At 74.2% G+C, this 22,120-nt stretch carries 16 protein-coding genes and 3 pseudogenes; 12 read left to right on the top strand and 7 right to left on the bottom strand.

Going from position 1 to position 22,120, the window contains the following annotated elements:
• Positions 1-10: 10 nt before the first annotated feature.
• Positions 11-1,543, bottom strand: a complete 1,533-nt coding sequence (locus GL259_RS09655) for a DUF4331 domain-containing protein (protein ID WP_159531124.1) — start codon at positions 1,541-1,543, stop codon at positions 11-13.
• 267 nt (positions 1,544-1,810) lie between these two features.
• On the opposite strand from GL259_RS09655, the gene GL259_RS09650 reads away from it, so the two are divergent.
• The 3 genes from GL259_RS09650 to GL259_RS09640 all read left to right on the top strand — a co-directional run bounded on the left by GL259_RS09650 (position 1,811) and on the right by GL259_RS09640 (position 3,570).
• Positions 1,811-2,353, top strand: coding sequence for a sigma-70 family RNA polymerase sigma factor (locus tag GL259_RS09650; protein WP_159531122.1), 543 nt, complete (start codon positions 1,811-1,813; stop codon positions 2,351-2,353).
• Complete coding sequence (locus GL259_RS09645) at positions 2,350-3,168, top strand: anti-sigma factor (protein ID WP_159531120.1); 819 nt, start codon at positions 2,350-2,352, stop codon at positions 3,166-3,168. The genes GL259_RS09650 and GL259_RS09645 overlap by 4 nt, the downstream gene beginning before the upstream one ends.
• A 126-nt stretch (positions 3,169-3,294) precedes the next feature.
• Positions 3,295-3,570, top strand: a complete 276-nt coding sequence (locus GL259_RS09640) for a hypothetical protein (RefSeq protein WP_159531118.1) — start codon at positions 3,295-3,297, stop codon at positions 3,568-3,570.
• 169 nt (positions 3,571-3,739) lie between these two features.
• Here the strand turns inward: GL259_RS09640 and GL259_RS38640 are convergent.
• The 4 genes and pseudogenes from GL259_RS38640 to hmgA all read right to left on the bottom strand — a co-directional run.
• Positions 3,740-4,365, bottom strand: a pseudogene (locus GL259_RS38640) (ABC transporter permease); the annotation flags it as partial.
• Between the two features lie 136 nt (positions 4,366-4,501).
• The gene (locus GL259_RS09630) at positions 4,502-5,686 is read right to left on the bottom strand and encodes a type ISP restriction/modification enzyme (protein ID WP_159531116.1); all 1,185 of its coding nucleotides are present in this window, start codon (positions 5,684-5,686) and stop codon (positions 4,502-4,504) included.
• 38 nt (positions 5,687-5,724) lie between these two features.
• A complete protein-coding gene (locus GL259_RS09625) occupies positions 5,725-6,474 on the bottom strand; it encodes a GntR family transcriptional regulator (RefSeq protein WP_159531114.1) in 750 nt (249 codons plus the stop codon).
• Between the two features lie 27 nt (positions 6,475-6,501).
• Complete coding sequence (hmgA, locus tag GL259_RS09620) at positions 6,502-7,854, bottom strand: homogentisate 1,2-dioxygenase (protein ID WP_159531112.1); 1,353 nt, start codon at positions 7,852-7,854, stop codon at positions 6,502-6,504.
• A 197-nt stretch (positions 7,855-8,051) separates the two neighbouring features.
• Here hmgA and GL259_RS09615 point away from each other — a divergent pair.
• The 9 genes and pseudogenes from GL259_RS09615 to GL259_RS09580 all read left to right on the top strand — a co-directional run.
• Positions 8,052-8,570, top strand: a pseudogene (locus tag GL259_RS09615) (hypothetical protein); the annotation flags it as partial.
• 326 nt (positions 8,571-8,896) lie between these two features.
• Positions 8,897-9,400: pseudogene (locus GL259_RS37615) on the top strand (TetR/AcrR family transcriptional regulator); the annotation flags it as partial.
• A 270-nt stretch (positions 9,401-9,670) separates the two neighbouring features.
• The gene (locus GL259_RS09610; RefSeq protein ID WP_166461460.1) at positions 9,671-11,935 is read left to right on the top strand and encodes a molybdopterin oxidoreductase family protein; all 2,265 of its coding nucleotides are present in this window, start codon (positions 9,671-9,673) and stop codon (positions 11,933-11,935) included.
• Positions 11,936-12,068: 133 nt separating this feature from the next.
• A complete protein-coding gene (locus GL259_RS09605; protein ID WP_159531108.1) occupies positions 12,069-13,490 on the top strand; it encodes a citrate:proton symporter in 1,422 nt (473 codons plus the stop codon).
• Positions 13,491-13,528: 38 nt separating this feature from the next.
• The gene (locus GL259_RS09600; RefSeq protein ID WP_159531106.1) at positions 13,529-14,761 is read left to right on the top strand and encodes an MFS transporter; all 1,233 of its coding nucleotides are present in this window, start codon (positions 13,529-13,531) and stop codon (positions 14,759-14,761) included.
• A 227-nt stretch (positions 14,762-14,988) separates the two neighbouring features.
• Positions 14,989-16,368, top strand: a complete 1,380-nt coding sequence (locus tag GL259_RS09595; protein WP_159531104.1) for an ABC transporter ATP-binding protein — start codon at positions 14,989-14,991, stop codon at positions 16,366-16,368.
• A gap of 123 nt (positions 16,369-16,491) precedes the next feature.
• Entirely contained in the window at positions 16,492-17,880 is a 1,389-nt protein-coding gene (locus GL259_RS09590; RefSeq protein WP_159531102.1) for an aldehyde dehydrogenase family protein, read from the top strand.
• Between the two features lie 14 nt (positions 17,881-17,894).
• Positions 17,895-18,980 carry a Zn-dependent alcohol dehydrogenase gene (locus tag GL259_RS09585; protein WP_159531100.1) on the top strand — a complete coding sequence of 362 codons (1,086 nt, stop codon included), beginning with the start codon at positions 17,895-17,897 and terminating at the stop codon, positions 18,978-18,980.
• 209 nt (positions 18,981-19,189) lie between these two features.
• Positions 19,190-20,512 (top strand): MFS transporter, encoded by a 1,323-nt coding sequence (locus tag GL259_RS09580; RefSeq protein WP_159531098.1) that lies wholly within the window; start codon positions 19,190-19,192, stop codon positions 20,510-20,512.
• Positions 20,513-20,619: 107 nt separating this feature from the next.
• Here the strand turns inward: GL259_RS09580 and GL259_RS09575 are convergent, their stop codons facing one another.
• A complete protein-coding gene (locus tag GL259_RS09575; RefSeq protein WP_159531096.1) occupies positions 20,620-21,330 on the bottom strand; it encodes a winged helix-turn-helix domain-containing protein in 711 nt (236 codons plus the stop codon).
• A 66-nt stretch (positions 21,331-21,396) separates the two neighbouring features.
• Entirely contained in the window at positions 21,397-22,038 is a 642-nt protein-coding gene (locus tag GL259_RS09570; RefSeq protein ID WP_159531094.1) for a TetR/AcrR family transcriptional regulator, read from the bottom strand.
• Positions 22,039-22,120 lie beyond the last annotated feature (82 nt).

Here is a 22,120-nt window from a genome sequence, read left to right as displayed (position 1 = left end):
GCGGGCCGGCTCAGTACGCCCGGCCGCGCATCCGGCGCCACCACAGCAGGGCCGCGCCGACCAGCAGGATGCCGCCGGCGCCCGCGCCCGCGGACGCGGCGATCAGGGTGGTGTCGCCCGGACCTCCCGCTCCCGCGGGCCGGAGCGCGTCACCGAGCTGGTTGCGCACGTCGTTGCCGCCGTCCACGCCCTTGGCGAGCGGGCCGCGCGAACCCTCCGTGGGGTTCGCCAGATACGGGAAGGACGCCCCGAACTCCTTGTCGTTGGCGTCGACCGCGTCCCCCAGGTCGTTCTCCGCCCCGACCAGTTCCCCCTCGACGACCTGGAGCGAGGCGTCGATCACGTCGTCCGTCAGCCGCCGCCCGTTGGGGAAGCCCGCGTTGTCGCCGTCCAGGACGCCCAGCCGCTTCGGCTTCGCCGCCGGCTCGACCGACGTGTTGAGGCGCAGCATCTCCGACGGCCTCACGTGGGGCGGCCGGTTGAGTCCCTCGACGCCCTTGAGGAACACGTCGACCAGGTCGTCGCGCGGCTCGTCGGGCGCGTCGATCCTGTAGATCGCCTCGATGAGCTTCGGCAGCTCCGGGTGGGTGACGTTCTTCAGGAACCGCGCGTCGTCCCACGGCGCGGACGCGTTGAACGCGTCCTTGTCCTCGAGCGGGTTGACGACCTCGTTGACCAGCGGGTTGCCCAGCCGGGAGACCTGGACGAAGTGCCCCGCGGCGTTCTTGCGCTGGGTCGTCGACCAGATGCCGACGACCGGCTGGTCCGCCGACTCGGTGATCATGCGGGTCGGGACCTGGAGGGCGAGGGAGTTGACGTTGTAGCCCTTGAGGGTGTCGTTGCCGACCTCGGAGAGGTTCCCGCCGTACAGCAGGTCGAAGACGCGCAGGTCCAGGAAGAACGGGTCGTCGGCCTGCCCGGCGAACGTCGTCGTGCCGCCCGCCAGTTCGCGCACGGCCTGCTTCCGCAGGGTGTCGTAGTCCGGCATGGACGCCTTGCCGACGTTCGACGGCGCCACCGGCACGTCGTCCGCGATCTTCGTGCGGGACACCGGGCGCTGGTCCTTCAGCTTCAGCAGTTCGATGTCGTAGGTCTGCGTGATGTTGAGGTCCGGGTCGTCCAGGGCGGTGACCGGGCCCGTGTTGTAGAGGAACGTCCCGCCGTTCTTCGTGTGCGTGGTGAAGGTGTAGCGGAACAGCACCTCGCCCTGCGCGTCGCCGTCGTTGTCGATGTGGATGTCGTACTGGGCGTCCTCGGCGAAGGTGAAGAAGTTCGGTCCGCCGGCCGGCTCCTCGAAGGGGATCCAGTTCGCGATGATCGTCGTCGTGTCCGGCTTGTCGGGACTGACGAACGCGTACAGGTCCGTGTTGTCGTACTGCGGGGTGCCCGAGATCAGCGGGGCCTCCCGGTGGCTGGAGGCGGAGGCCGCCCCCGGTTCCAGCGCGGTGGCGCCGGCGGCTGCGAGCCCCCCGGCGGCCAGCGCACCACAGACGAGGGTCGCGAGACTCCCGCGCCCCGCACCGGTCCTGGAGTTAGGTGTCATGCCGTCCGTCCTCAGTGCCTACTTGCCTGACGCAGCGGGATTCGGAACGGGCGGCGGGACGGATTGGTCGGACTTTCGGACGGGCCGGGTTTTCGGGATCCGCCGCCGGACCGCTGCCTCCGCGACCGTCGGCCCGTGGCATTTCCCGCCGCCGGACCCGCGTTTTCGGCCCGCCGATCCGTACTTCCCCTCCGGAGGCGCGCTCGCCGCGCATGCCTCGTGTCGAGCGGGCGGGCCCGGCGGGGCCCACAGGGGGGAGGATGCGCGTTGGAGGCGGACGAGCTTCTGGTACGGGTGGCCGGGGGCGACCACAAGGCGTTCGAGGAGCTGTACGGGCTGGTCTCCGGGCCGGTGTACGGACTGGTGCGGCGCGTGGTGCGCGATCCCGCCCAGTCCGAGGAGGTGGCCCAGGAGGTGCTGCTCGAACTCTGGCGCTCGGCCGCGCGGTTCGACCCCGGCCGGGGCAGCGCGCTGTCCTGGGTCCTCACCCTCGCCCACCGCCGCGCCGTCGACCGGGTGCGCAGCGCCCGCGCGGCCGGCGAGCGCGAGCGGCGCGAGGCGCGGCGCGCCGACGGCCCCGCCTTCGACCAGGTCGCCGAGGAGGTCGAGGCCGGACTCGAACGCGAGTGGGTCCGCCGCTGCCTGGACCGTCTCACCGCGCTGCAGCGCCAGTCGGTCACCCTCGCCTACTACGACGGCTACACCTACCGAGAGGTGGCCGAGCGGCTGTCGCTGCCGCTCGGCACGGTCAAGACCCGTATGCGCGACGGCCTGACCCGTCTGCGCGACTGCCTGGGAGGTGCGGCATGAGCCTGCTGGCCCGTCTGGTGCGCCGCGGGGATCCGCACTCGCTCGCCGCCCCCTACGCGCTCGACGCGCTCGAACCCGCCGAACGCGTCCGCTTCGAGCGGCACCTGGGGTCCTGCGGCCGCTGCGCCGCCGAGGTGCGCGCCCTCGCCGAGGACGCCGTGCGTCTCGCCTGGTCCACGGCCGCCCCCGCGCCCGCCGCCCTGCGCGAGCGCGTCCTGGCCGCCGCACGGGCCACTCCGCAGGACCCCGCGCCCCGGGAGACGGCCCGCGCGCGTGCGCCGCGACTGCCGCCGCACGTGTGGGGCGCGGCTCCCTCGCCGCGTGCCCGCGAGCGGCGGAGGCCGCCGCTGTTCGTGCCGTTCGCGACGGCCACCGCCGCCGCGGCGCTCGTCGTCGCCTCCCTGTTCGCCGTCCAGGCGGACCGGACCCGGGACCGGCTGGACGCCGAACGCGACCGGTCACGTGAGATCGCCCACGTCCTCGCCGCTCCGGACGCCCGCGCGGGCAGCGGCCGGGACGCGCGCGGCCGCACGATCGCGGTGATCGCCTCCGTGTCGGAGGGGAGCGCGGTCGTCACCCTCGGCGGATACGACGACCCTCCGAACGGACGTGTGCGCCAGTTGTGGCTGATGGGCCCGGACGCCGGGCCCCGCTCCCTGGGGCTCTTCGAGGGCGACACGCCCCTGGTCGCCTCCGGCCTCGGGAGGTCCGCGACGTCACTCGCGGTGACCGTCGAACCTGACGGGGGATCACCGCAACCCACTGGTCGGCCCATCGTCCAACTCGCCCTGAAGACGGTCGGATTCGGAGAGTAACCGTCGTGTGTTCGTCAACCCCCTTATGGGGAAGGTGAATCCTGTGGCCTCGATACACGTGTGCCCGGACGGGGCGATAGGGTTACCCTGCCCGGGCCGGGTGGACTCGTACGGGTGGGGAGTGACATGGAACAGATAACAGTGCGCAGCAGGGCCAGGGTCCCTGCGATCACCTGCGGGAGCAGCGCGACCAGCTCGCGCCTCGACCGCCACCTCTCGGTACTGGCGGGACCCGCCGTCCCGCAGCGGGAGACGGCCGAGGCGACGTCGCTGATGCGTGAGCTCATCGCGCGTGACACCGCGCACGACCGCGGAGCCAAGGGCGCGCGGGCACGGGCGAGCCGTGTCTCGCTCTTCGCCCCGCTGCGTCGTCTGCGCCGCTCCCTGTTCGGCAGCCGGTAGCGCCCGCGCCCGGACGGTTCCGCCGTCCCGGCGCAGCGCCCCGCCCGCGTCCGTCATCCCCGCGGCACGCAGGGGCGGCCGGTGCGCTCCGAGCACGAGCACGTCCCCGGTCGGCGCCCCCTGATCCCACCCGGCAGCGAGCCGGGGGCCCGCCGGCCCCTTCCGTCCCGGCCGCGCGCCTCACCGCGAGGGGCACGAAGACCACCAGCAGCACCGCGCACCGGCCCGGCGACCCCGCGACGGGATGCGCCACCGGCCAGGCCGCGCCCCCGGGCACGGGCGCGTTGCCGAAGAGGTCCCGCGGCGCCGTCGCCACCGCGCTGATCGGGTTCCGCTCCGCGACCGTGCGCAGTCCGTCGGGCAGCCCCTCGGCCGGGGCGCACGCGCTGGACAGCAGCGGCAGCAGGAAGGCCGCCCCGCCCGGCCGGCCGGCCGCCTCCTCGTTCCGGGTGAGCAGCCCGAGGAAGATCCCGGTCCACCCGCACGCGAACCGGAACGGCAGCAACAGGGCGACCGCGCCCACCGCTTCGGGCGCGCCCCCCCCTCCACCCGCCGGCCGACCGCGAGCCCCACCAGCAGGAACGGCACCGTCCCGGCCGCCGTGACCACCACGTCCGCCGCGGCCTGCCCCACCGGTACGGCCGCCCGGCTCACCGGCAGGGTGCGCAGCCGGTCCGTCACCCCGCGGTGGACGTCCCGCGCCGACTGGAACATGCCGGTCATGACACCGCCCGACGCCATCACCACCAGCAGCCCCGGGTCGTTGCGCGTACGCCGCAGCTGCCGGCCGGACACCGCGCTGCCGTCGTGCGCCGACGTGCTCGTGCGGCACGCTCCTCGTCCTCGGTGGGGAGGCCGGAGGGGGTGTTCGAACGGGCGCTGGGCCGCGTGCTCGACGGCTTCGCGCCGCGGCGGTGAGCGGGATCCGGCGTCAGATCAGCGCCAGCTGCCCCTCGGGCCCCTCCTCGTGCGCGTCCAGCACCGAGGCGGGACGGCGCGCGGGGGACGGCACCGGCAGGACGCCCGCCTCGCGCAGCTCGGCCGACGTGATCGGGTCGGGCGCCGCCGGATCCGCCAACGCGGCCTGCTGCGGGCGCAGTTCGGAGAGCAGGGCGAGGACCGTGATCAGTTCCAGCAGCTCCGAGGTCCAGGCCTGCGGCCAGGCGGCCGGCCGGATCGCGGCCAGGGTGCCCGGCTCGGCCCCCTCCGTGCGGACCGCCAGCCACTGCTCCAGCACCCGCACCCCGCCCACCTCGAACTCCCAGGCCCCGGGCGGCACCGGGGAGATGCGGCCCTCGTCGAGCGACAACGCCTCCTCGTCGTGGTCGTAGCGCACCGCCGACGGCCGGGAGGGCAGCGGGGCGCGGACGTAGGGGCGGCGCCCGCCGGGGAGCCGGGGGCGCTCCCCGTCGCGCCGCATCAGCCACAGCATCCGGCGGCCCACCTCCACGCCCCGCTCCCACGCGCCGGCGTCCCCGGTGAGCGGGACCACCGGTCCGCCGGGCGCGGCGCGCGCCACGGCCATCGCCCAGGCGAGGACGTCGGCCGGCGGCACCCGGTGGCCGAGCCGGGCGGCCAGGTGCGCGCACAGGCCGGGGGCCAGATTCGGTTCCGCGCCCCCGGGGCGGCGGTACAGCGGGCGGACCCGGCCGGGACGGAGCAGCGGGAGCAGGGACGTGGCGAGCAGCGGGGGACCGGGGGAGCCGGAGGCCTTGGGGACCTCGACGACGAAGACCTGCCGCTCGTCCGCCACCCGCCACAGTTCCGGGCGGGCCGCGTCGATCAGCCGCTGGTCGGGGATCAGCCACTGTTCGTCGAACGGGGCGTGCAGCACCCGCACGGGCTCCGGGCACGGACCCGAGGCGCGGGCCAGCCGCCCGGTGCCCCCGCTCCGTCCCGGCAGCTGCCCGACCGCCGTGTGCGGGGTCCGGGCGCGCGTCGGCTGGAAGAGCGCCTCGCGGTCCGGCCCCTCGGCCTTCACGAGGGCGTCCCAACGCGCCTTCAGGGACGCGGCGTCGGGGCCCGCCGGCCACCCCCGGCCGAGCCGGGGCGGTGCGACGGACCACGGCATGAGGTCCGCCAGCGGCGGAGTGTCGTCGTGCGTCACGCTGGGCATCGTACGGCCTTCGGCCGGCGGGCGGTCGGGGCGGCCGATCAGGTGGCGTCCAGGGTCACCGTGAAGGAGAAGCGGTCGCCCCGGTAGTTGATGACGGCCACGTCCAGCGGGCGGCCGTCGGTGTCGTACGTGACCCCCGTGTAGTGCAGGATCGGGCTGAGCAACGGCACCTGGAGCAGGCGGGCCGTCTCCGGGTCGGCGAGCCGCGCCTCCACCGTGTCCGTGATGCGGCTGATGTCCACCCCGACGACATCGCGCAGGACCTTGGTCATCGGCCAGCGCACGAGGTCGTCCAGGTCGATCCGGGCGGCCAGTTCGGGGCGGACGTAGTTGCGGGCGTGGTTGGTCGGTTCGCCCGTCTTCTCGTCGCTGCGCAGCCGGTGGTAGGCCGCCGCCTCGGACAGGTCCGGGAAGTACTCGGCCACGTCGGCCGGTACCGGCGCCGGGCCGTGCTCCAGCAGTTCGGTGGTCATCCCGGACTGCTGGGCCACGATCGCGTCCACCGAGCCCAGCAGGCGGACCGGGGTGCCCCGCCTGGCGCCGGGCTCGATGAACGTGCCGCGCCGGCGGTGACGGGTGATCAGTCCTTCCTCCTCCAGCTCCTTCAGCGCCTGGCGCATGGTCAGCACGCTCACCCCGTAGTGCCCGGCCAGCTGTTCCTCGGTGGGCAGGCGCAACGGGTCCTGCGGCGCGCGGCCGAGGATCGAGGCGCGCAGCGACTGCGACACCTGGTACCAGAGCGGCAGCTTGCGGTTCAGGACGATCGAGTCCGGAGCGAAGGAGGTCACGGGCTATCCGTACCTGTCGGAATCGGTTCAGTGCAACGGTCGGAAGTGCCGCTCGAGGCCCTGCCACACGTCGTCGTAGCCCTGCTGCAGGTGCTCCGCCCGTGCCGCCTGGGGCGTCAGGGACACCGGCCAGCGGGTCTCGAACATGAAGGCGAGCCCGTCGTCGATCTTCTGCGGGCGCAGCTCCGCGGCGCTCGCCCTCTCGAAGGTCTCCCGGTCGGGGCCGTGCGCCGACATCATGTTGTGCAGCGAGCCCCCGCCCGGCACGAAGCCCTCCGCCTTCGCGTCGTAGGCGCCCTCGATCAGGCCCATGTACTCGCTCATCACGTTCCGGTGGAAGTACGGCGGCCGGAAGGTGTCCTCGCCCACCAGCCAGCGCGGGGCGAAGACCACGAAGTCCACCCCGGCGAGACCGGGGGTGTCGCTCGGAGACGTCAGCACCGTGAAGATCGACGGGTCCGGGTGGTCGTAGGAGACGGTGCCCATCACGTTGAAGCGGCGCAGGTCGTAGACGTACGGCACGTGGTTGCCGTGCCAGGCGACGACGTCGAGCGGGGAGTGGCCGTAGGTGGCCGACCAGAGGTTGCCGCAGAACTTGTTCACCACCTCCACCGGTCCCTCGACGTCCTCGTACGCGGCGACGGGCGCGCGGAAGTCCCGGGCGTTGGCCAGCCCGTTGGCGCCGATCGGGCCGAGGTCGGGGAGCTGGAAGGGGGCGCCGTAGTTCTCGCACACGTAGCCGCGGGCGGTCTCCTCCAGGAGCTCCACGCGGAAGCGCACCCCGCGGGGGATCAGCGCGACGTGCCCCGGCTCCGCGTGCAGCAGCCCGAACTCGGTGCGCAGCAGCAGTCCGCCGCGCTCCGGGACGATCAGCAGCTCGCCGTCCGCGTCGCTGAAGACGCGGTCCATCGAGGCGGTGGCGTGGTACAGGTGCACCGCCATGCCGGTGCGCTGGGTGACGTCGCCGTTGCCGCCCAGGGTCCACAGGCCGGCCAGGAAGTCGGTGTCCCCGGCGGGCTCGGGCAGCGGGTTCCAGCGCAGCCGGTTGGGGTCGGGCACCGTCTGGGTGAAGGGCGCGGTGCGGAGCGCGCCGTTGGCCGTGCGGGTGAACGCCGGGTGGGCGGCCGACGGGCGGATCCGGTACAGCCAGGAGCGGCGGTTGTGCGCCCGCGGCTCGGTGAACGCCGTACCGCTCAGCTGCTCCGCGTACAGCCCGAGCGGTGCGCGCTGCGGCGAGTTGCGGCCCACGGGCAGGGCGCCCGGGACCGCCTCGGAGCTGTGCTCGTTGCCGAAGCCGGAGAGGTACTCCAGTCCTTCGGCGGTCTTGCGCGCGTCCCCGCGCCCGAAGTCGCTCACGCGGGCGGTGCCCCCATCACTCATGTCCGCTGCTCCCTTGCGATGTGATTCCTATGTGACACCGTAGGATTGGGTTCCCCCCGGCGCAAGGGGGCCGCGTGATCCAGGACGGGTGCTCCCGGCCGTCGTCGCCTCCCGCGCCGTCCTCCTCTCGACGGAGGACCCGGAACCCGACTCCAGGGGGATCCGGGGAATCGGACCGCTGTTCTACGCTCCCCGGCATGTCGTGGACGCGGAGTCTGATCACCGCGCTCGCGGTCTGTGTCGTGCTGCTGGCCGGATCCGCGGGCTGCGGGTCCCGTGGCGCCCAGGGGCGGGACACGGAGCCGTCCCCGCCCGCCGGCACGCTCCTGGACGAGCGGGACGAGCAGGGCCGGCCCTACCGCGAGGTGGACGGCGAGGGCGCACCCGAGGTCGGCGTCGAGGTCACGCCCGACGCCGGCGGCGGCTGGGACGTGCGGCTGACCGTGCGCAACTTCCTCTTCTCGCCCGGGGGGACGGGCGGGCGGGCGACGGCCGGCCGCGGTCTGGCCCGCCTCTACGTGGACGGCCGCCCCGTCGCGGCGCTGCGCACCCCCGTCCACCACCTCTCCGCCCACCTCGTCCCGCGCGGCACGCACCAGGTCACCGCCCGCCTGTACGCCGACGACGGCTCGGTGTGGGCCGTGGACGGCGAGCCCGTGGAGAGCACGGCGGACATCACGGTGTCGGAGCAGGACCCGGGCGCGGGACCGGAAGCGGGCACGGGCGCGGGACCGGACGCGGACCGGGGCACGGGGGCGCGGGCGGACCGGGGCGCGGGACCGGACGCGGACCGGGGCGCGCCCCGGAGCGCGGGGCCGACCGTCACGGCGCCCGCTTCCGCGCCCGCGCCCGTGCCCGCTTCCGCGCCCGCTTCCCCGGCCGCGACCGTGCTCGTACCCGCCTCCGTGCCCGTGTCCGTGCCCGCTTCCCCGGCCGTGCCCGCCTCCGTGCCCGCTTCCGCGTCCGGCGGCCCGGTGAGCGGGGCGGACGGCCCGAGCCGTGCCGGAGGGCGAGGTTCACCGGAGGATGCCGAAGAGGCATCATGAGTCCCGTGCCCCACGCCACATCGCTCCGCAGGGCGCCCGTGCAGCGGCGCAGCGCCGAACGGCTGGCCAGGATCCTCGACGCCTGCGCCGAACTCCTCGACGAGGTCGGCTACGACGACCTGAGCACCCGTGCCGTCGCGCAGCGCGCCGGTGTGCCCATCGGCTCCGTCTACCGCTTCTTCGGCAACAAGCGCCAGATGGCCGACGCGCTGGCCCAGCGCAACCTGGAGCGCTTCTCGGAACGGGTCGCCGAACGCCTCGGGGCCACCGGCGACCGGGGCTGGCGGTACGCCATGAACGCCGTGATCGACGAGTACCTGGACATGAAGCGCACCGCGCCCGGCTTCTCCCTCGTCGACTTCGGCAACCAGATCCCGGTCGGTACCCGCCGGGCCGAGCCCAACCACCGCGTCGCCGACCGCCTCACCGACCTGCTCTCCGGCTACCTGGGCCGCGAAGCCGCCGACGAGGACCTGCGCCGCACCTTCCTCATCGCCGTCGAGACCGCCGACGCCCTCGTCCACCTGGCGTTCCGGATGGCGCCCGAGGGGACGAGAAGGTCATCGCGGAACTGCGGGAGATGCTGGGCGCCTATCTGGCGCGAGTGCTGGACTGAGCGCCCCCGCGGCCGGTCCGGCGGCACCTCGTCCGCGACAGGCCCTCCCCTCCGTGCATACCGGTCGGTATGCTCGGCTCGTCCGTGCTTCCCCGGGCCCCGACCGCACTCGGGCAGGGGAGGCCCACCGCAGCCGTCCCGTCCGGGAGGTCCCGTGTCCCGCACCGCCCTTCGTATCTGCCCCCTGTGCGAGGCCACCTGCGGCCTGACCCTCACCATCGAGGACGGCCACGTCACCGGCGCGCGCGGCGACCGCGACGACGTCTTCAGCAAGGGGTTCGTCTGCCCCAAGGGCGCCGCCTTCGGGGCCGTGGACTCCGACCCCGACCGGCTGCGCACCCCGCTCGTCCGCGTCGGCGGCGAGCTGCGCGAGGCCACCTGGGAGGAGGCCTTCGACGCCGTGGCCGCAGGGATCCGGACCGCCGTCGAGCGGTACGGCCCGAACTCCGTCGGCGTCGTCCTCGGCAACCCCAACGTCCACACCATGGCCGGCGCGCTCTACCCGCCCGTGCTGCTCGCCGGGCTCGGCACCCGCAGCCTGTTCACCGCCTCCACGGTCGACCAGATGCCCAAGCACGTCTCCAGCGGGCTGCTCTTCGGCGACGCGAACGCGATCCCGGTGCCGGACCTGGACCGCACCGACCACCTGCTGCTGATCGGCGCCAACCCGCTGGAGTCCAACGGCAGTCTGTGCACCGCCCCCGACTTCCCCGGCCGGCTCAGGGCGCTGAAGGCCCGCGGCGGCACCCTCACCGTCGTCGACCCGCGCCGCACCCGCACCGCCCGCCTCGCCGACCGGCACGTCGCCGTCCGCCCCGGCACCGACGCCCTGCTGCTCGCGGCGATGGCGCACGTCCTGTTCGAGGAGGAGCTCGCCGATCCGAAGGACCTGGCGCCCCACCTCCAGGGGCTCGACGAACTCCGGGCGCAGCTGCTCGACTTCACGCCCGAGGCCGTGCAGGACGCCTGTGACGTCGGCGCCGACACCATTCGCACCCTCGCCCGCGAACTCGCCGCCGCCCCCACCGCCGCCGTCTACGCCCGCATCGGCAGCTGCACCGTCCCGCACGGCACCCTGGCCAGCTGGTTCGTCGACGTCCTCAACGCCCTCACCGGCAACCTCGACCGGCCGGGCGGCGCCCTCTTCCCGCAGGCCGCCACCGACAGGACCCCGCGCCCCGCCGGCCCCGGCCGCGGCTTCGCCCTCGGACGCTGGCACTCCCGGGTGCGCCGGCACCCCGAGGCCAAGGGCGAGCTGCCGATCTCCGCCCTCGCCGAGGAGATCGACACCGCCACCGACGAGGGCGAGCCGGTCCGTGCCGTCATCACCGTCGCCGCCAACCCGGTGCTCTCCGCCCCGGACGGCGACCGGCTCGACCGGGCGCTCGACTCGCTCGACTTCATGGTGAGCGTCGACCCGTACCTCAACGAGACCTCCCGGCACGCCCACGTCGTCCTGCCGCCGCCCCCGCCCGCGCAGAGCCCGCACCACGACTTCGCCTTCAACACCCTGGCCGTGCGCAACCAGGTCCGCTACACCCGCCCCGCCGTCCCGCTCGAGCCCGGCCGCATGGCCGAGACCGAGATCCTGGCCCGTCTCGTCCTCGCCGCGACGGGCATGCACGGAGCCGATCCCGCCGCCGTGGACGCCATGGTGATCGACCAGACCCTCGGCAGGGCGGTGGGGGAACCCCACTCCCCGGTGCACGGCCGCGATCCGAAGGAACTGGCGGACCTGCTCACCGGCGACGACGGCCCCGAACGGCGGCTGGACATGATGCTGCGCCTCGGCCCGTACGGCGACGGCTTCGGCGCCGACCCGGACGGGCTCACCCTGGAGAAGCTGCTCGCCCACCCGCACGGCATCGACCTCGGACCGCTGCGCCCGAGGCTGCCCCAGCCGCTGAGGACCCGCAGCGGCAAGGTGGAGCTGCTGCCGGGGCCGATCGCCGCCGACCTCCCGCGGCTGCGCGCCGCCCTGGACGAGCGCCCCGCCGGACTCGTCCTCGTCGGCCGCCGCCACCTGCGCTCCAACAACAGCTGGCTGCACAACGTGCCCGTCCTCACCGGCGGCTCCAACCGCTGCACCCTGCACCTGCACCCCGAGGACGCCGAACGCCTCGGCGTACGGGACGGGGAGCCGGTGCGGATCAAGGGCGCCGGGGGAGAGGTGACCGCGCCGGCCGAGGTCACCGACGCGGTGCGCCGGGGTGTGGTGAGCCTGCCGCACGGCTGGGGCCACGACCGGCCCGGCACGCGCATGCGGCACGCCGCGGAGGACCCCGGAGCCAACGTCAACCAGCTCCTCGACGGCAGCCTCCTCGACCCGCTGTCGGGCAACGCCGTCCTCAACGCGGTCCCGGTCGAGGTGGCCCCGCTGAGCGCGCCCGTGACCGAAAAGCTCGGGGCTCTGACCTGAGCAAAGCTGTGACCTGGGGTTTTGCTCTTATTGCTCGCACGTCAACGTCTTGTTAACGCCGCTTTGCGGCACCTAACGTCGTCGCACCGCCGGCCCTGGTGGGAGTTCAAGGGCGAACGTTAGGTGTCCACTCATGCTGACCATCCTCGGCTTCGCCATGATCGCGACCTTCCTGGTCCTGATCATGATGAAGAAGATGTCGCCGATCGCGGCGCTCGTGCTGATCCCCGCGCTCTTCTGCGTGTTCGTCGGCAAGGGCGCCCACCTCGGTGACTACGTCATCGACGGCGTGTCCAGCCTCGCCCCCACCGCGGCGATGCTCATGTTCGCGATCGTCTACTTCGGCGTGATGATCGACGTCGGTCTCTTCGACCCGATCGTCCGCGGGATCCTCAGGTTCTGCAAGGCGGACCCGATGCGGATCGTCGTCGGCACCGCGCTGCTCGCCGCGATCGTCTCGCTGGACGGCGACGGGTCCACCACCTTCATGATCACCGTCTCGGCGATGTACCCCCTGTACAAGCGCCTGAAGATGAGCCTGGTCGTGATGACCGGTGTCGCCGCCATGGCCAACGGCGTGATGAACACCCTTCCCTGGGGCGGCCCGACGGCCCGTGCCGCCACCGCGCTGAAGCTCGACGCCGGCGACATCTTCGTGCCGATGATCCCGGCGCTGCTGGTCGGTCTGCTGGGCGTCGTCGTCCTGGCGTACGTGCTCGGTCTGCGCGAGCGCAGGCGGCTGGGCGTGCTGACGCTGGACGAGGCGCTGGTGAAGGAGGAGGCCGAGGAGAAGGCCGTGGAGACCGAGACGGTCCTGGTCGGCGCGGGCGGCGGTGCCGGCACCGGAGCCGGCGGCGAGGGCACCACGGCGTCCGGCGGCTCCGGCGCGGACGCCGACGGGCGGGACGACGACTTCCGGGGCCTCGACCCGGACCGCCCCACCCTGCGCCCCCGGCTGTACTGGTTCAACGCGCTGCTCACGGTCGCGCTGCTCACCGCCATGATCATGGAACTGCTGCCGATCCCGGTGCTGTTCCTGCTCGGCGCCGCGATCGCGCTCACCGTCAACTTCCCGCACATCCCCGACCAGAAGGCCCGGATCGCGGCCCACGCCGACAACGTCCTCAACGTCTCCGGCATGGTCTTCGCCGCCGCCGTCTTCACCGGCGTCCTCCAGGGCACCGGGATGGTCGACCACATGGCCGAGTGGATGGTGGACGTCGTCCCCGAGGGCATGGGCCCGCACATGGCCCTGGTCACCGGCCTGCTGAGCCTTCCGCTGACCTACTTCATGTCCAACGACGGCTTCTACTTCGGTGTCCTGCCCGTCCTCGCCGAAGCCGGCGCCGCGCACGGCGTCTCCCCGCTGGAGATGGCCCGCGCCTCCCTCGTCGGCCAGCCGCTGCACATGTCCAGCCCGCTCGTCCCCGCGGTGTACGTCCTGGTCGGCATGGCCAAGGTCGAGTTCGGCGACCACACGCGGTTCGTGGTGAAGTGGGCGGCCCTGATCTGCCTGCTGATCCTCGCGGCCGGAATCCTGTTCGGCATCGTCTAGTCCCGGGACACCCCGTTCACCTCACGGAGGACACGATCATGGCGCCCGGTGGGAACCGCGGCTGGCTGCTCCGCCTCGTCATCGCCTTCAGCTTCGCGCAGGGGGCGGTGTCGATGGCCCGGCCGGCCGTCTCCTACCGGGCGCTCGCGCTGGGGGCGGACGAGCGGGCGATCGGTGTGATCGCGGGCGTGTACGCGCTGCTGCCGCTGTTCGCCGCCGTACCGCTGGGCCGCCGCACCGACCACGGCCGGTGCGCGCCGCTGCTGCCGGTCGGCGTGGTGCTCGTCTCCGGCGGCTGCGCGCTCAGCGGCATCGCCGGCTCGCTGTGGACGATGGCCCTGTGGAGCGGGGTGATGGGCCTCGGCCACCTCTGCTTCGTCATCGGCGCGCAGTCGCTCGTCGCCCGCCAGTCGGCGCCGCACGAACAGGACCGCAACTTCGGCCACTTCACCATCGGCGCCTCGCTCGGCCAGCTGATCGGCCCGATCGCGGCGGGCGCGCTGATCGGCGGCTCCGACATGGCCCGCAGCAGCGCGCTCGCCCTGCTGGCCGCGGGGGCGGGCGGCGCGGTCGCCCTGACCTCGCTGTGGCGCATAGAGCGGCCCGGTGCCCTCGACTCCCGTGCGGGGCGGGGCGAGCGGGTGCCGGTGCGCGGCATCCTGCGCGCCCGGGGCGTGCCCGCGGGCATCCTCATCAGCCTGGCGGTGCTGTCCGCGACCGACATCCTCACCGCCTACCTGCCCGTGGTCGGCGAGCACCGGGGCATCGACCCGGCCGTCGTCGGCCTCCTGCTCAGCCTGCGCGCGGCGGCCACCATCGCCTGCCGGCTGGTGCTCACCCCGCTGCTGCGGCTGCTCGGCCGCACGGTGCTGCTGACGGTGACCTGCCTGCTGGCGGCGCTGCTGTGCGCGGGCGTCGCGCTGCCGGTGCCGGTCTGGGCGCTGGCGCTGATCCTAGCCGTCCTCGGCTTCTGCCTGGGGGTCGGCCAGCCGCTGTCGATGACGACGGTCGTCCAGGCGGCCCCCGCCGGCGCCCGCTCCACCGCCCTGGCGCTGCGCCTGACCGGCAACCGCCTCGGCCAGGTCGCCGCGCCCGCGGCGGCGGGCCTGATCGCCGGAGTCGCGGGCGTGGCGGCCCCGTTCGTGATGCTGGGCGCCCTGCTGCTCCTCTCCGCGGGCGTCGCCCTGCGCACCCCGTCCGGGCCGGTGGAGGACCGGCCGGCCGCCCGGCCGCGCACCGGGGCCCGCCCCCGTCGCCGCACGACGCGCTAGCCGGTGCCCGGCGGGCGCGTCCGCGCCGGCGGGGCGGCCCGCCAGCCCGCGCGCTGAATCTGGACGTCCGCTTTCTCACGGATCGGACGGTGCGCCTAAATCCGACCCGTGTCTTCCCCCGGCCGCCTACTTTCCGTTAACTTCCGTGACTCACACGTCCCGTACGGCCCGTGCGAGGCGTCCGACCGCGGAGCACCAGCGCCCTGACGAGCCCCGGGGGCACCCTCATGACACGCGCCATCTCCCTGCACGACGTGAGCAAGGCCTACGCGCGAGGCGCCCGCGTGGTGGACCGGCTGTCGCTGGACATCGCGCCCGGCGAGTTCCTCGTCCTGCTCGGCCCGTCCGGCTGCGGAAAGTCCACCGTGCTCAGGATGATCGCCGGCCTGGAGGGCATCGACGAGGGACGGCTCTTCCTCGACGGGGAGTACGCCAACGACCTGCCCCCGTCCGACCGGGACATGGCGATGGTGTTCCAGAACTTCGCCCTGTACCCGAGCATGACCAGCCGCGACAACATCGGTTTCCCGCTGCGCATCGAGGCGCCCGGCGCCGACCCGCGCCCCCGCGTGGACGCCACCGCCCGCATGCTGGGCATCGAGGACCTGCTCGACCGCTTCCCCGCCCAGCTCTCCGGCGGCGAACGCCAGCGTGTCGCCATGGGCCGGGCCATCGCCCGCCACCCCTCCGCCTTCCTGATGGACGAGCCGCTGTCCAACCTGGACGCCAAGCTCCGCAACCACCTGCGCGCCGAGATCTCCCGGCTCACCCGCGAGCTGGGGGCCACCACCGTCTACGTCACCCACGACCAGTCCGAGGCGATGTCGCTCGGGGACCGCGTCGCCGTGCTGCGCGGCGGCGTCCTCCAGCAGGTCGGCACCCCGCGCACGGTGTACTCGCTGCCGGACAACGTCTTCGTCGCCGCGTTCATCGGCACCCCGCGCATCAATCTGCTGCGCGGTCTGGTCCGTGCCCCGCTCGACGGGGCGATGACCGTCAGCCTGGGCAAGCAGTTCCTGCGGCTGCCCGAACCCCTTTCCCCGGACCACCAGTTGCTGCGCGTGCAGCAGGGGCGCGAGGTCATCGTGGGCCTGCGCTCCGAGGCCGTCCGGATCTCCCCCGAGTTCTCGGCCTCGCTCGAACGGGGAGGACGCCCGTCGCCCACCACCGCCCGCCCCCGCGAGGCGCTGCTCACCGGCCTGGTGGAACACGTGGAGTTCCAGGGCCACGAGGTCCTCGTCCACTTCAACACCGGCTCCCGTCCCGCCGTCGTCCCCGAACTGGAGGCGCCGCGCCCCCGCCCCGGCCGCACGCCCCGGCGCCGCCGCCGCGAGGGCACGGTCCTGGGGCGCCTGCGGGAGCGGACCGGCGCGCTGCGCGCGGGGCCCGTGGCGACGCCGGTCCGGCCCGGGCGGGCGGAGCCGGCACCCGCCTCCGCCGAGCCGCGCGTGCCGGGCGACCTGATCGTCCGCACCACCCCCGACGTCCGGCTGCGGCACGGCATGCAGGTGCCGCTCCTGGTCGACCTCGCCCACCTGCTCGTCTTCGACCGGCACGGCGAGCGCATCTGCCCGAGCCCGGAGCGCCTGCCCGATCTGGAGGAGTGACACCGGCGCGCGGTCCGGTCACGGGGCGGGGCCGTCCGCTTCCGCGGGCTCCTCTGGCGCCGGAAAACTAACGGCGCTAGTTTATGTGCCGGACGACGACGCCCCGCCACCGGAGGAAGCGCGATGAAGGCACACGACGGCATGTACATCGACGGCGCCTGGCGCCCCGCCGCCGGCCCGGACGTGATCGAGGTCGTGAACCCGGCCGACGAGCAGGTGATCGCCACCGTCCCCGCGGGCACCGTGGAGGACGTCGACGCCGCCGTGCGCGCCGCCCGCGCCGCCCTCCCGGCCTGGGCCGCCACCCCGCCCGCCGGGCGCGCCGCCCGTCTGACCGCCCTCCGGGACGCGCTCGTGGCCCGCCAGGACGAGATCGCCCGGACGGTGACCGCCGAACTCGGCGCGCCCCCCAAACTCGCGCAGACCGTCCACGTCGGCATGCCGGTCGTGGTGGCGGGTTCGTACGCCGAGCTGGCGGCCACGTACGCCTTCGAGGAGAGGACGGGCAACTCCACGGTCCTGCACGAGCCGGTCGGCGTGGTCGGCGCGATCACCCCCTGGAACTACCCGCTCCACCAGGTCGTCGCCAAGGTCGCCCCGGCCCTCGCCGCCGGCTGCACCGTCGTCCTCAAGCCCGCCGAGGACACCCCGCTGACCGCCCGGCTCTTCGCCGAGGCGGTGCACGAGGCCGGGATCCCGGCGGGCGTGTTCAACCTGGTCACCGGCCTCGGCCCGGTGGCCGGCCAGGCCCTCGCCGAGCACCCGGACGTCGACCTGGTCTCCTTCACCGGTTCCACCGCCGTCGGCCGCCGCATCGGCGCGACCGCCTCGGGCATGGTCAAGCGGGTCGCCCTCGAACTCGGCGGCAAGTCCGCCAACGTCATCCTGCCGAGCGCCGACCTGGCCCGCGCGGTCAACGTCGGCGTCGCCAATGTCATGTCCAACTCCGGCCAGACGTGCAGTGCCTGGACCCGCATGCTGGTCCACCGGAACCGCTACGACGAGGCCGTGGAGCTCGCCGCGGCCGCCGCCGCGAAGTACGGCGAGCGCATCGGCCCGCTCGTCAACGCGGGGCAGCGGGAGCGCGTGCGCGGTTACATCGAGAAGGGCGTGGCCGAGGGTGCCCGCCTGGTCGTCGGCGGCTCCGAAGCCCCGCGGGAGAAGGGCTACTTCGTCAGCCTGACCGTCCTCGCCGACGTCACCCCGGAGATGACCGTCGCCCAGGAGGAGATCTTCGGCCCGGTCCTGTCCGTCCTGCGCTACGACGACGAGGAGGACGCCCTGCGCATCGCCAACGGCACCGTCTACGGCCTCGCCGGCGCCGTCTGGGCCGGCGACGAGGCGGAGGCGGTGGCCTTCGCCCGCCGGATGGACACCGGGCAGGTCGACATCAACGGCGGCGGCTTCAACCCGCTCGCGCCCTTCGGCGGGTACAAGCAGTCGGGCGTGGGCCGCGAACTCGGCGTGCACGGCCTGACCGAGTACCTCCAGACCAAGTCCCTCCAGTTCTAGAGGAGTTCACTGTCATGGCTGTGCGTGCCGCCGTCCTTCCGGCTGTCGGTGCCCCGCTGGAGGTCACGGAGATCGACCTTCCCGAGCCCGGCCCCGGCCGGATCCGGGTCCGTCTCGCCGCGGCCGGGGTGTGCCACTCCGACCTCTCCCTGTCCAACGGCACCATGCGCCTGCCGGTCCCGGCCGTGCTCGGCCACGAGGGCGCGGGCACCGTGGTCACCGTCGGCGAAGGGGTCACGCACCTCGCGCCGGGCGACGGCGTCGTCCTCAACTGGGCCCCGTCCTGCGGCGGCTGCCCCGCCTGCGCGCGCGGCGAGGTGTGGCTGTGCGCCAACGCCCTGAACGGCTCCGCCGTCGTCCACGCCCACCGCACGTCCGACGGCGCCGAGCTGTACCCCGGCCTGAACGTGGCCGCGTTCGCCGAGGAGACGGTGGTGCCGGCCTCCTGCGCGCTGCCGGCGCCGCCGGGCGTGCCCCTGACCGACGCGGCGCTCCTGGGCTGCGCGGTCCTCACGGGCTACGGCGCGGTGCACCACTCCGCGCAGGTCCGGCCCGGCGAGACGGTCGCGGTGTTCGGCGTCGGCGGGGTGGGCCTGGCGGCGCTGCAGTCGGCGCGGATCGCGGGCGCGTCGCGGATCGTCGCGGTGGACGTCTCCGCGGAGAAGGAGGAGCTGGCCCGTGGGGCCGGCGCCACCGACTACGTCGTCGCCTCCGACACCACCGCCCGCGAGATCCGCGCCCTGACCGCAAAGCAGGGCGTCGACGTGGCGGTGGAGTGCGTCGGGCGGGCGGTCACCATCCGCACGGCCTGGGAGTCGACGCGCCGCGGCGGGCGCACCACGGTCGTCGGCATCGGCGGCAAGGACCAGCAGGTCACCTTCAACGCCCTGGAGATCTTCCACTGGGGCAGGACCCTGTCCGGCTGCGTCTACGGCAACTCCGACCCCGCCCGGGACCTCCCGGTCCTCGCCGGGCACATCAGGGCGGGCCGCCTCGACCCGGGCGCCCTGGTGACCGAGCGGATCGCCCTGGAGGGCATCCCGGACGCCTTCGAGAACATGCTGGCGGGCAAGGGCGGACGAGCCCTGGTGGTCTTCTAGCCCGGTCACCGCACACCGCCCCGGCCTCCCCGAGAGGCCGGGGCCCTCGCCGTGCCCGCGTTCCGCCCGCCCGTCCCGCTCCGTGCCCCGCGGACGAAAACTGCTCCCGCACGACCCGTTGACGTCCATACCGTCCGGTCAGTACGTTCCCCGGAACCCGGGCCTCCTGTTCCGCTGTTCCGTCCCCGCACCCATCGGAGCGTGCACGCATGGACACCGCACCTTCCGCCCAGCCGCTCACGGCCGCCACCCCGGCCGCTCCCAACCGCCGCAGGGTCGCCACGGCGGCGGCCCTCGCCTCGGCCGTCGAGTGGTACGACTACTTCGTCTTCGGCATCGCCGCCGCACTGATCCTCGGTGACCTGTACTTCCCCGCCGGCAGCCCCACCGCCGGCGTCCTCGCCGCCTTCGCCACCTTCGCCGTCGGCTTCCTCGCCCGCCCCCTCGGCGGCATCGTCGCCGGTCACCTCGGCGACAGGCGCGGCCGCAAGCCGATGCTGGTCCTCGCGCTCACGCTGATGGGCGTCGCCACCACCGGCATCGGCCTGCTGCCGACGTACGAGACGATCGGCGTCGCCGCACCGGTCCTGCTCGTCGCCCTCCGCGTCGCGCAGGGCGTCGCCGTCGGCGCCCAGTGGGGCGGGGCGATGCTGCTGGCCACCGAGTACGCCCCCGAGGGCAAGCGCGGCGTCTACGGCAGCGTCGTCCAACTCGGCGTCCCCATCGGCGTGGTGACCGCCAACACGGTCTTCCTGCTGGCCGGCGCCCTCACCTCGGAGCCGGCGTTCAAGGCGTGGGGCTGGCGCCTGCCCTTCCTGGTCGGCGTCCTCGTGCTCGGGCTCGCCTGGTACATCCACACCCGCGTCGAGGAGACCCCCGAGTTCCGCGAGGCGGAGAAGGCGCTGGCCGAGCGGGAGAAGTCGGAGCAGGGCAGCCCGCTGCGCACGATCCTGCGCGACCACCTCGGCACGGTCCTGCTGGCCGGCGGTTCCTTCGCCGTGAACACCGCGACGTTCTACATCCTGATCACCGGCGTCCTCGACTACACCACCCGCGAACTCGGCATGAGCCGCGGCGCGGTGCTCACCGTCTCCCTCTGCGTGAGCCTCACCCAGCTCGTCCTGATCCCCGCCTCCGCCGCGCTCTCCGACCGCGTCGGACGGATCAGGATCTACGCGCTCGGCGCGGCGGGCATCGCACTGTGGGCCGTACCGCTGTTCCTGCTGATCGACACCGGTTCGCTGCTGTGGCTGGCGGTCGGCACCTTCGTCGCCAGCTGCTTCCTCAGCATCATGTACGGCCCCCAGGCGGCCCTGTTCGCCGAGCTGTTCACGCCGGAGATGCGCTACACCGGCGCCTCCCTCGGCTACCAGATCGCCGCCGTGGGCGGGGGCGGGCTCGCGCCCTTCGTGATGGTGCTGCTGCTGGAGGCCGCGGACACCTCGATGGCCGTGTCCGGCTACATCGTCGTGCTGGCGCTGATCGCCCTGGGGTCCATCAAGGTCCTGGCGGACCGGGCCCGTTCACGCTGACTCCCGCGCCCGGCCGGGCCGCGGCCCCCGGCCCCCGGTCTCCTGCCGGAGGCCCGGGGGCCGCGGCCGCCCGGGACGCCCGCGGGTTCCGGACGGGCGCCCGGCGGTCACCGCAGGGCCTCCGCCCCGATCCCGAGGAGTTCGGACAGCGCGCGTGCGCCCGCCCCCGTCACCTTCACCGCCCGCCCGGAGCCGATGCGCACGCACCACCCGGCCCCGAGGGCGTGCCGGCACAGGGCCGCGCCCGCGGCCCCGGCGAGGTGGGGCCGGCGCTCCGTCCAGTCCAGGCAGGCGCGGGCCAGCGGGCGCCGGCCGCGGCGGTCGAGGGCGATGCCGGCCGTGTCGAACCACCGCAGACCGGCCTCGGTGAGCGCGAACCCGGTGTCCTGGACCAGCAGTCCCCGCGAGGCGAAGGCGTCCGTGACGGCGATGCCGAGCCGCCCGGCGAGATGGTCGTAGCAGGTGCGGCCGCGGGCCATGGCCGACCCGGCGCTCGACTGGCGCAGGGTGCGCGGGCGTTCGGCGGCATCCGGGGCGACCCGTGCGGCCAGGTCCTCCACCAGCTGGGCGACCTGCACGCCGGCCAGCCGCACGTACCGGTGCCGTCCCTGCCGTTCCTCGGTCAGCAGCCCGCCCGCGACGAGCTTGCCCAGGTGCTCGCTCAACGTGGACGCGGCGACACCGGCGTGCCGGGCCAGCTCGCCCGCCGTCCACGCCCGCCCGTCCAGCAGCGCCAGCAGACACGCGGCCCGGGTCTCGTCGGCGACCAGCGCGGCGAGCCGCGCGAGGCCCGGTGTCCGGGGGTCCTTGGTGGTCATGCCCCCAGCATGCGGCACGGACGCTTCGGCCCCCGCCGAACCGTCCGCGGCCCCGCCCGCGAGGCCCTACGCGCCGCCCCGCACCTGCTCGTACTGGAGCGCCAGCCCGTCCAGCAGCGCCGTCAGCCCCGTCTCGAAGGCCCGTTCGTCGATCTTCTCCTGCTGCTCGGCGAGCAGGTGGGCCTGGCCGAGGTGGGGGTAGTCGGCGGGATCGTAGGCGCTCGCGTCGTCCACGAAACCGCCCGCGAAGGAGCCGAGCGCGGAGCCCATGATGAAGTACCGCATCAGCGCGCCGATGGAGGTGGCCTGCGCGGGCGGCCAGCCCGCCTCGACCATCGCGCCGTAGACCGCGTCGGCGAGCCGCAGCGCCGCCGGCCGCCGGCCGGGGCCGCGGGCGAGGACCGGGACGATGTTGGGGTGGTCGCGCAGCGCCGCCCGGTAGGAGACCGCCCAGTCGTGCAGCGCGGTCCGCCAGTCCCGGCCGTCCTCGAACATCGACAGGTCGACCAGCGCGCTCACCGAGTCGGCCACCGCCTCCAGGATCTCGTCCTTGGTGCGGAAGTGGTTGTAGAGCGAGGGCCCGCTCACCCCCAGCTCCGCGGCGAGCCGGCGCGTGGAGACGGCGGCCAGGCCCTCCGCGTCCACGAGCGCACGGGCCGTCTCGACGATCCGGTCGGTGCTGAGCAGGGGCTTGCGCGGTCGGGCCATGGCGCACATAGTAGGGCTGCGACTGGAAACTAGCAGTGCTAATTTAAATGTCCACGCTTCAAGCGGATTTCACATGGGGTGA

Origin of the sequence: Streptomyces sp. Tu 3180 (assembly GCF_009852415.1) — a bacterium.
Classification (GTDB): Bacteria; Actinomycetota; Actinomycetes; order Streptomycetales; family Streptomycetaceae; genus Streptomyces.
This window is presented reverse-complemented; position numbering and strand designations above follow the sequence as displayed.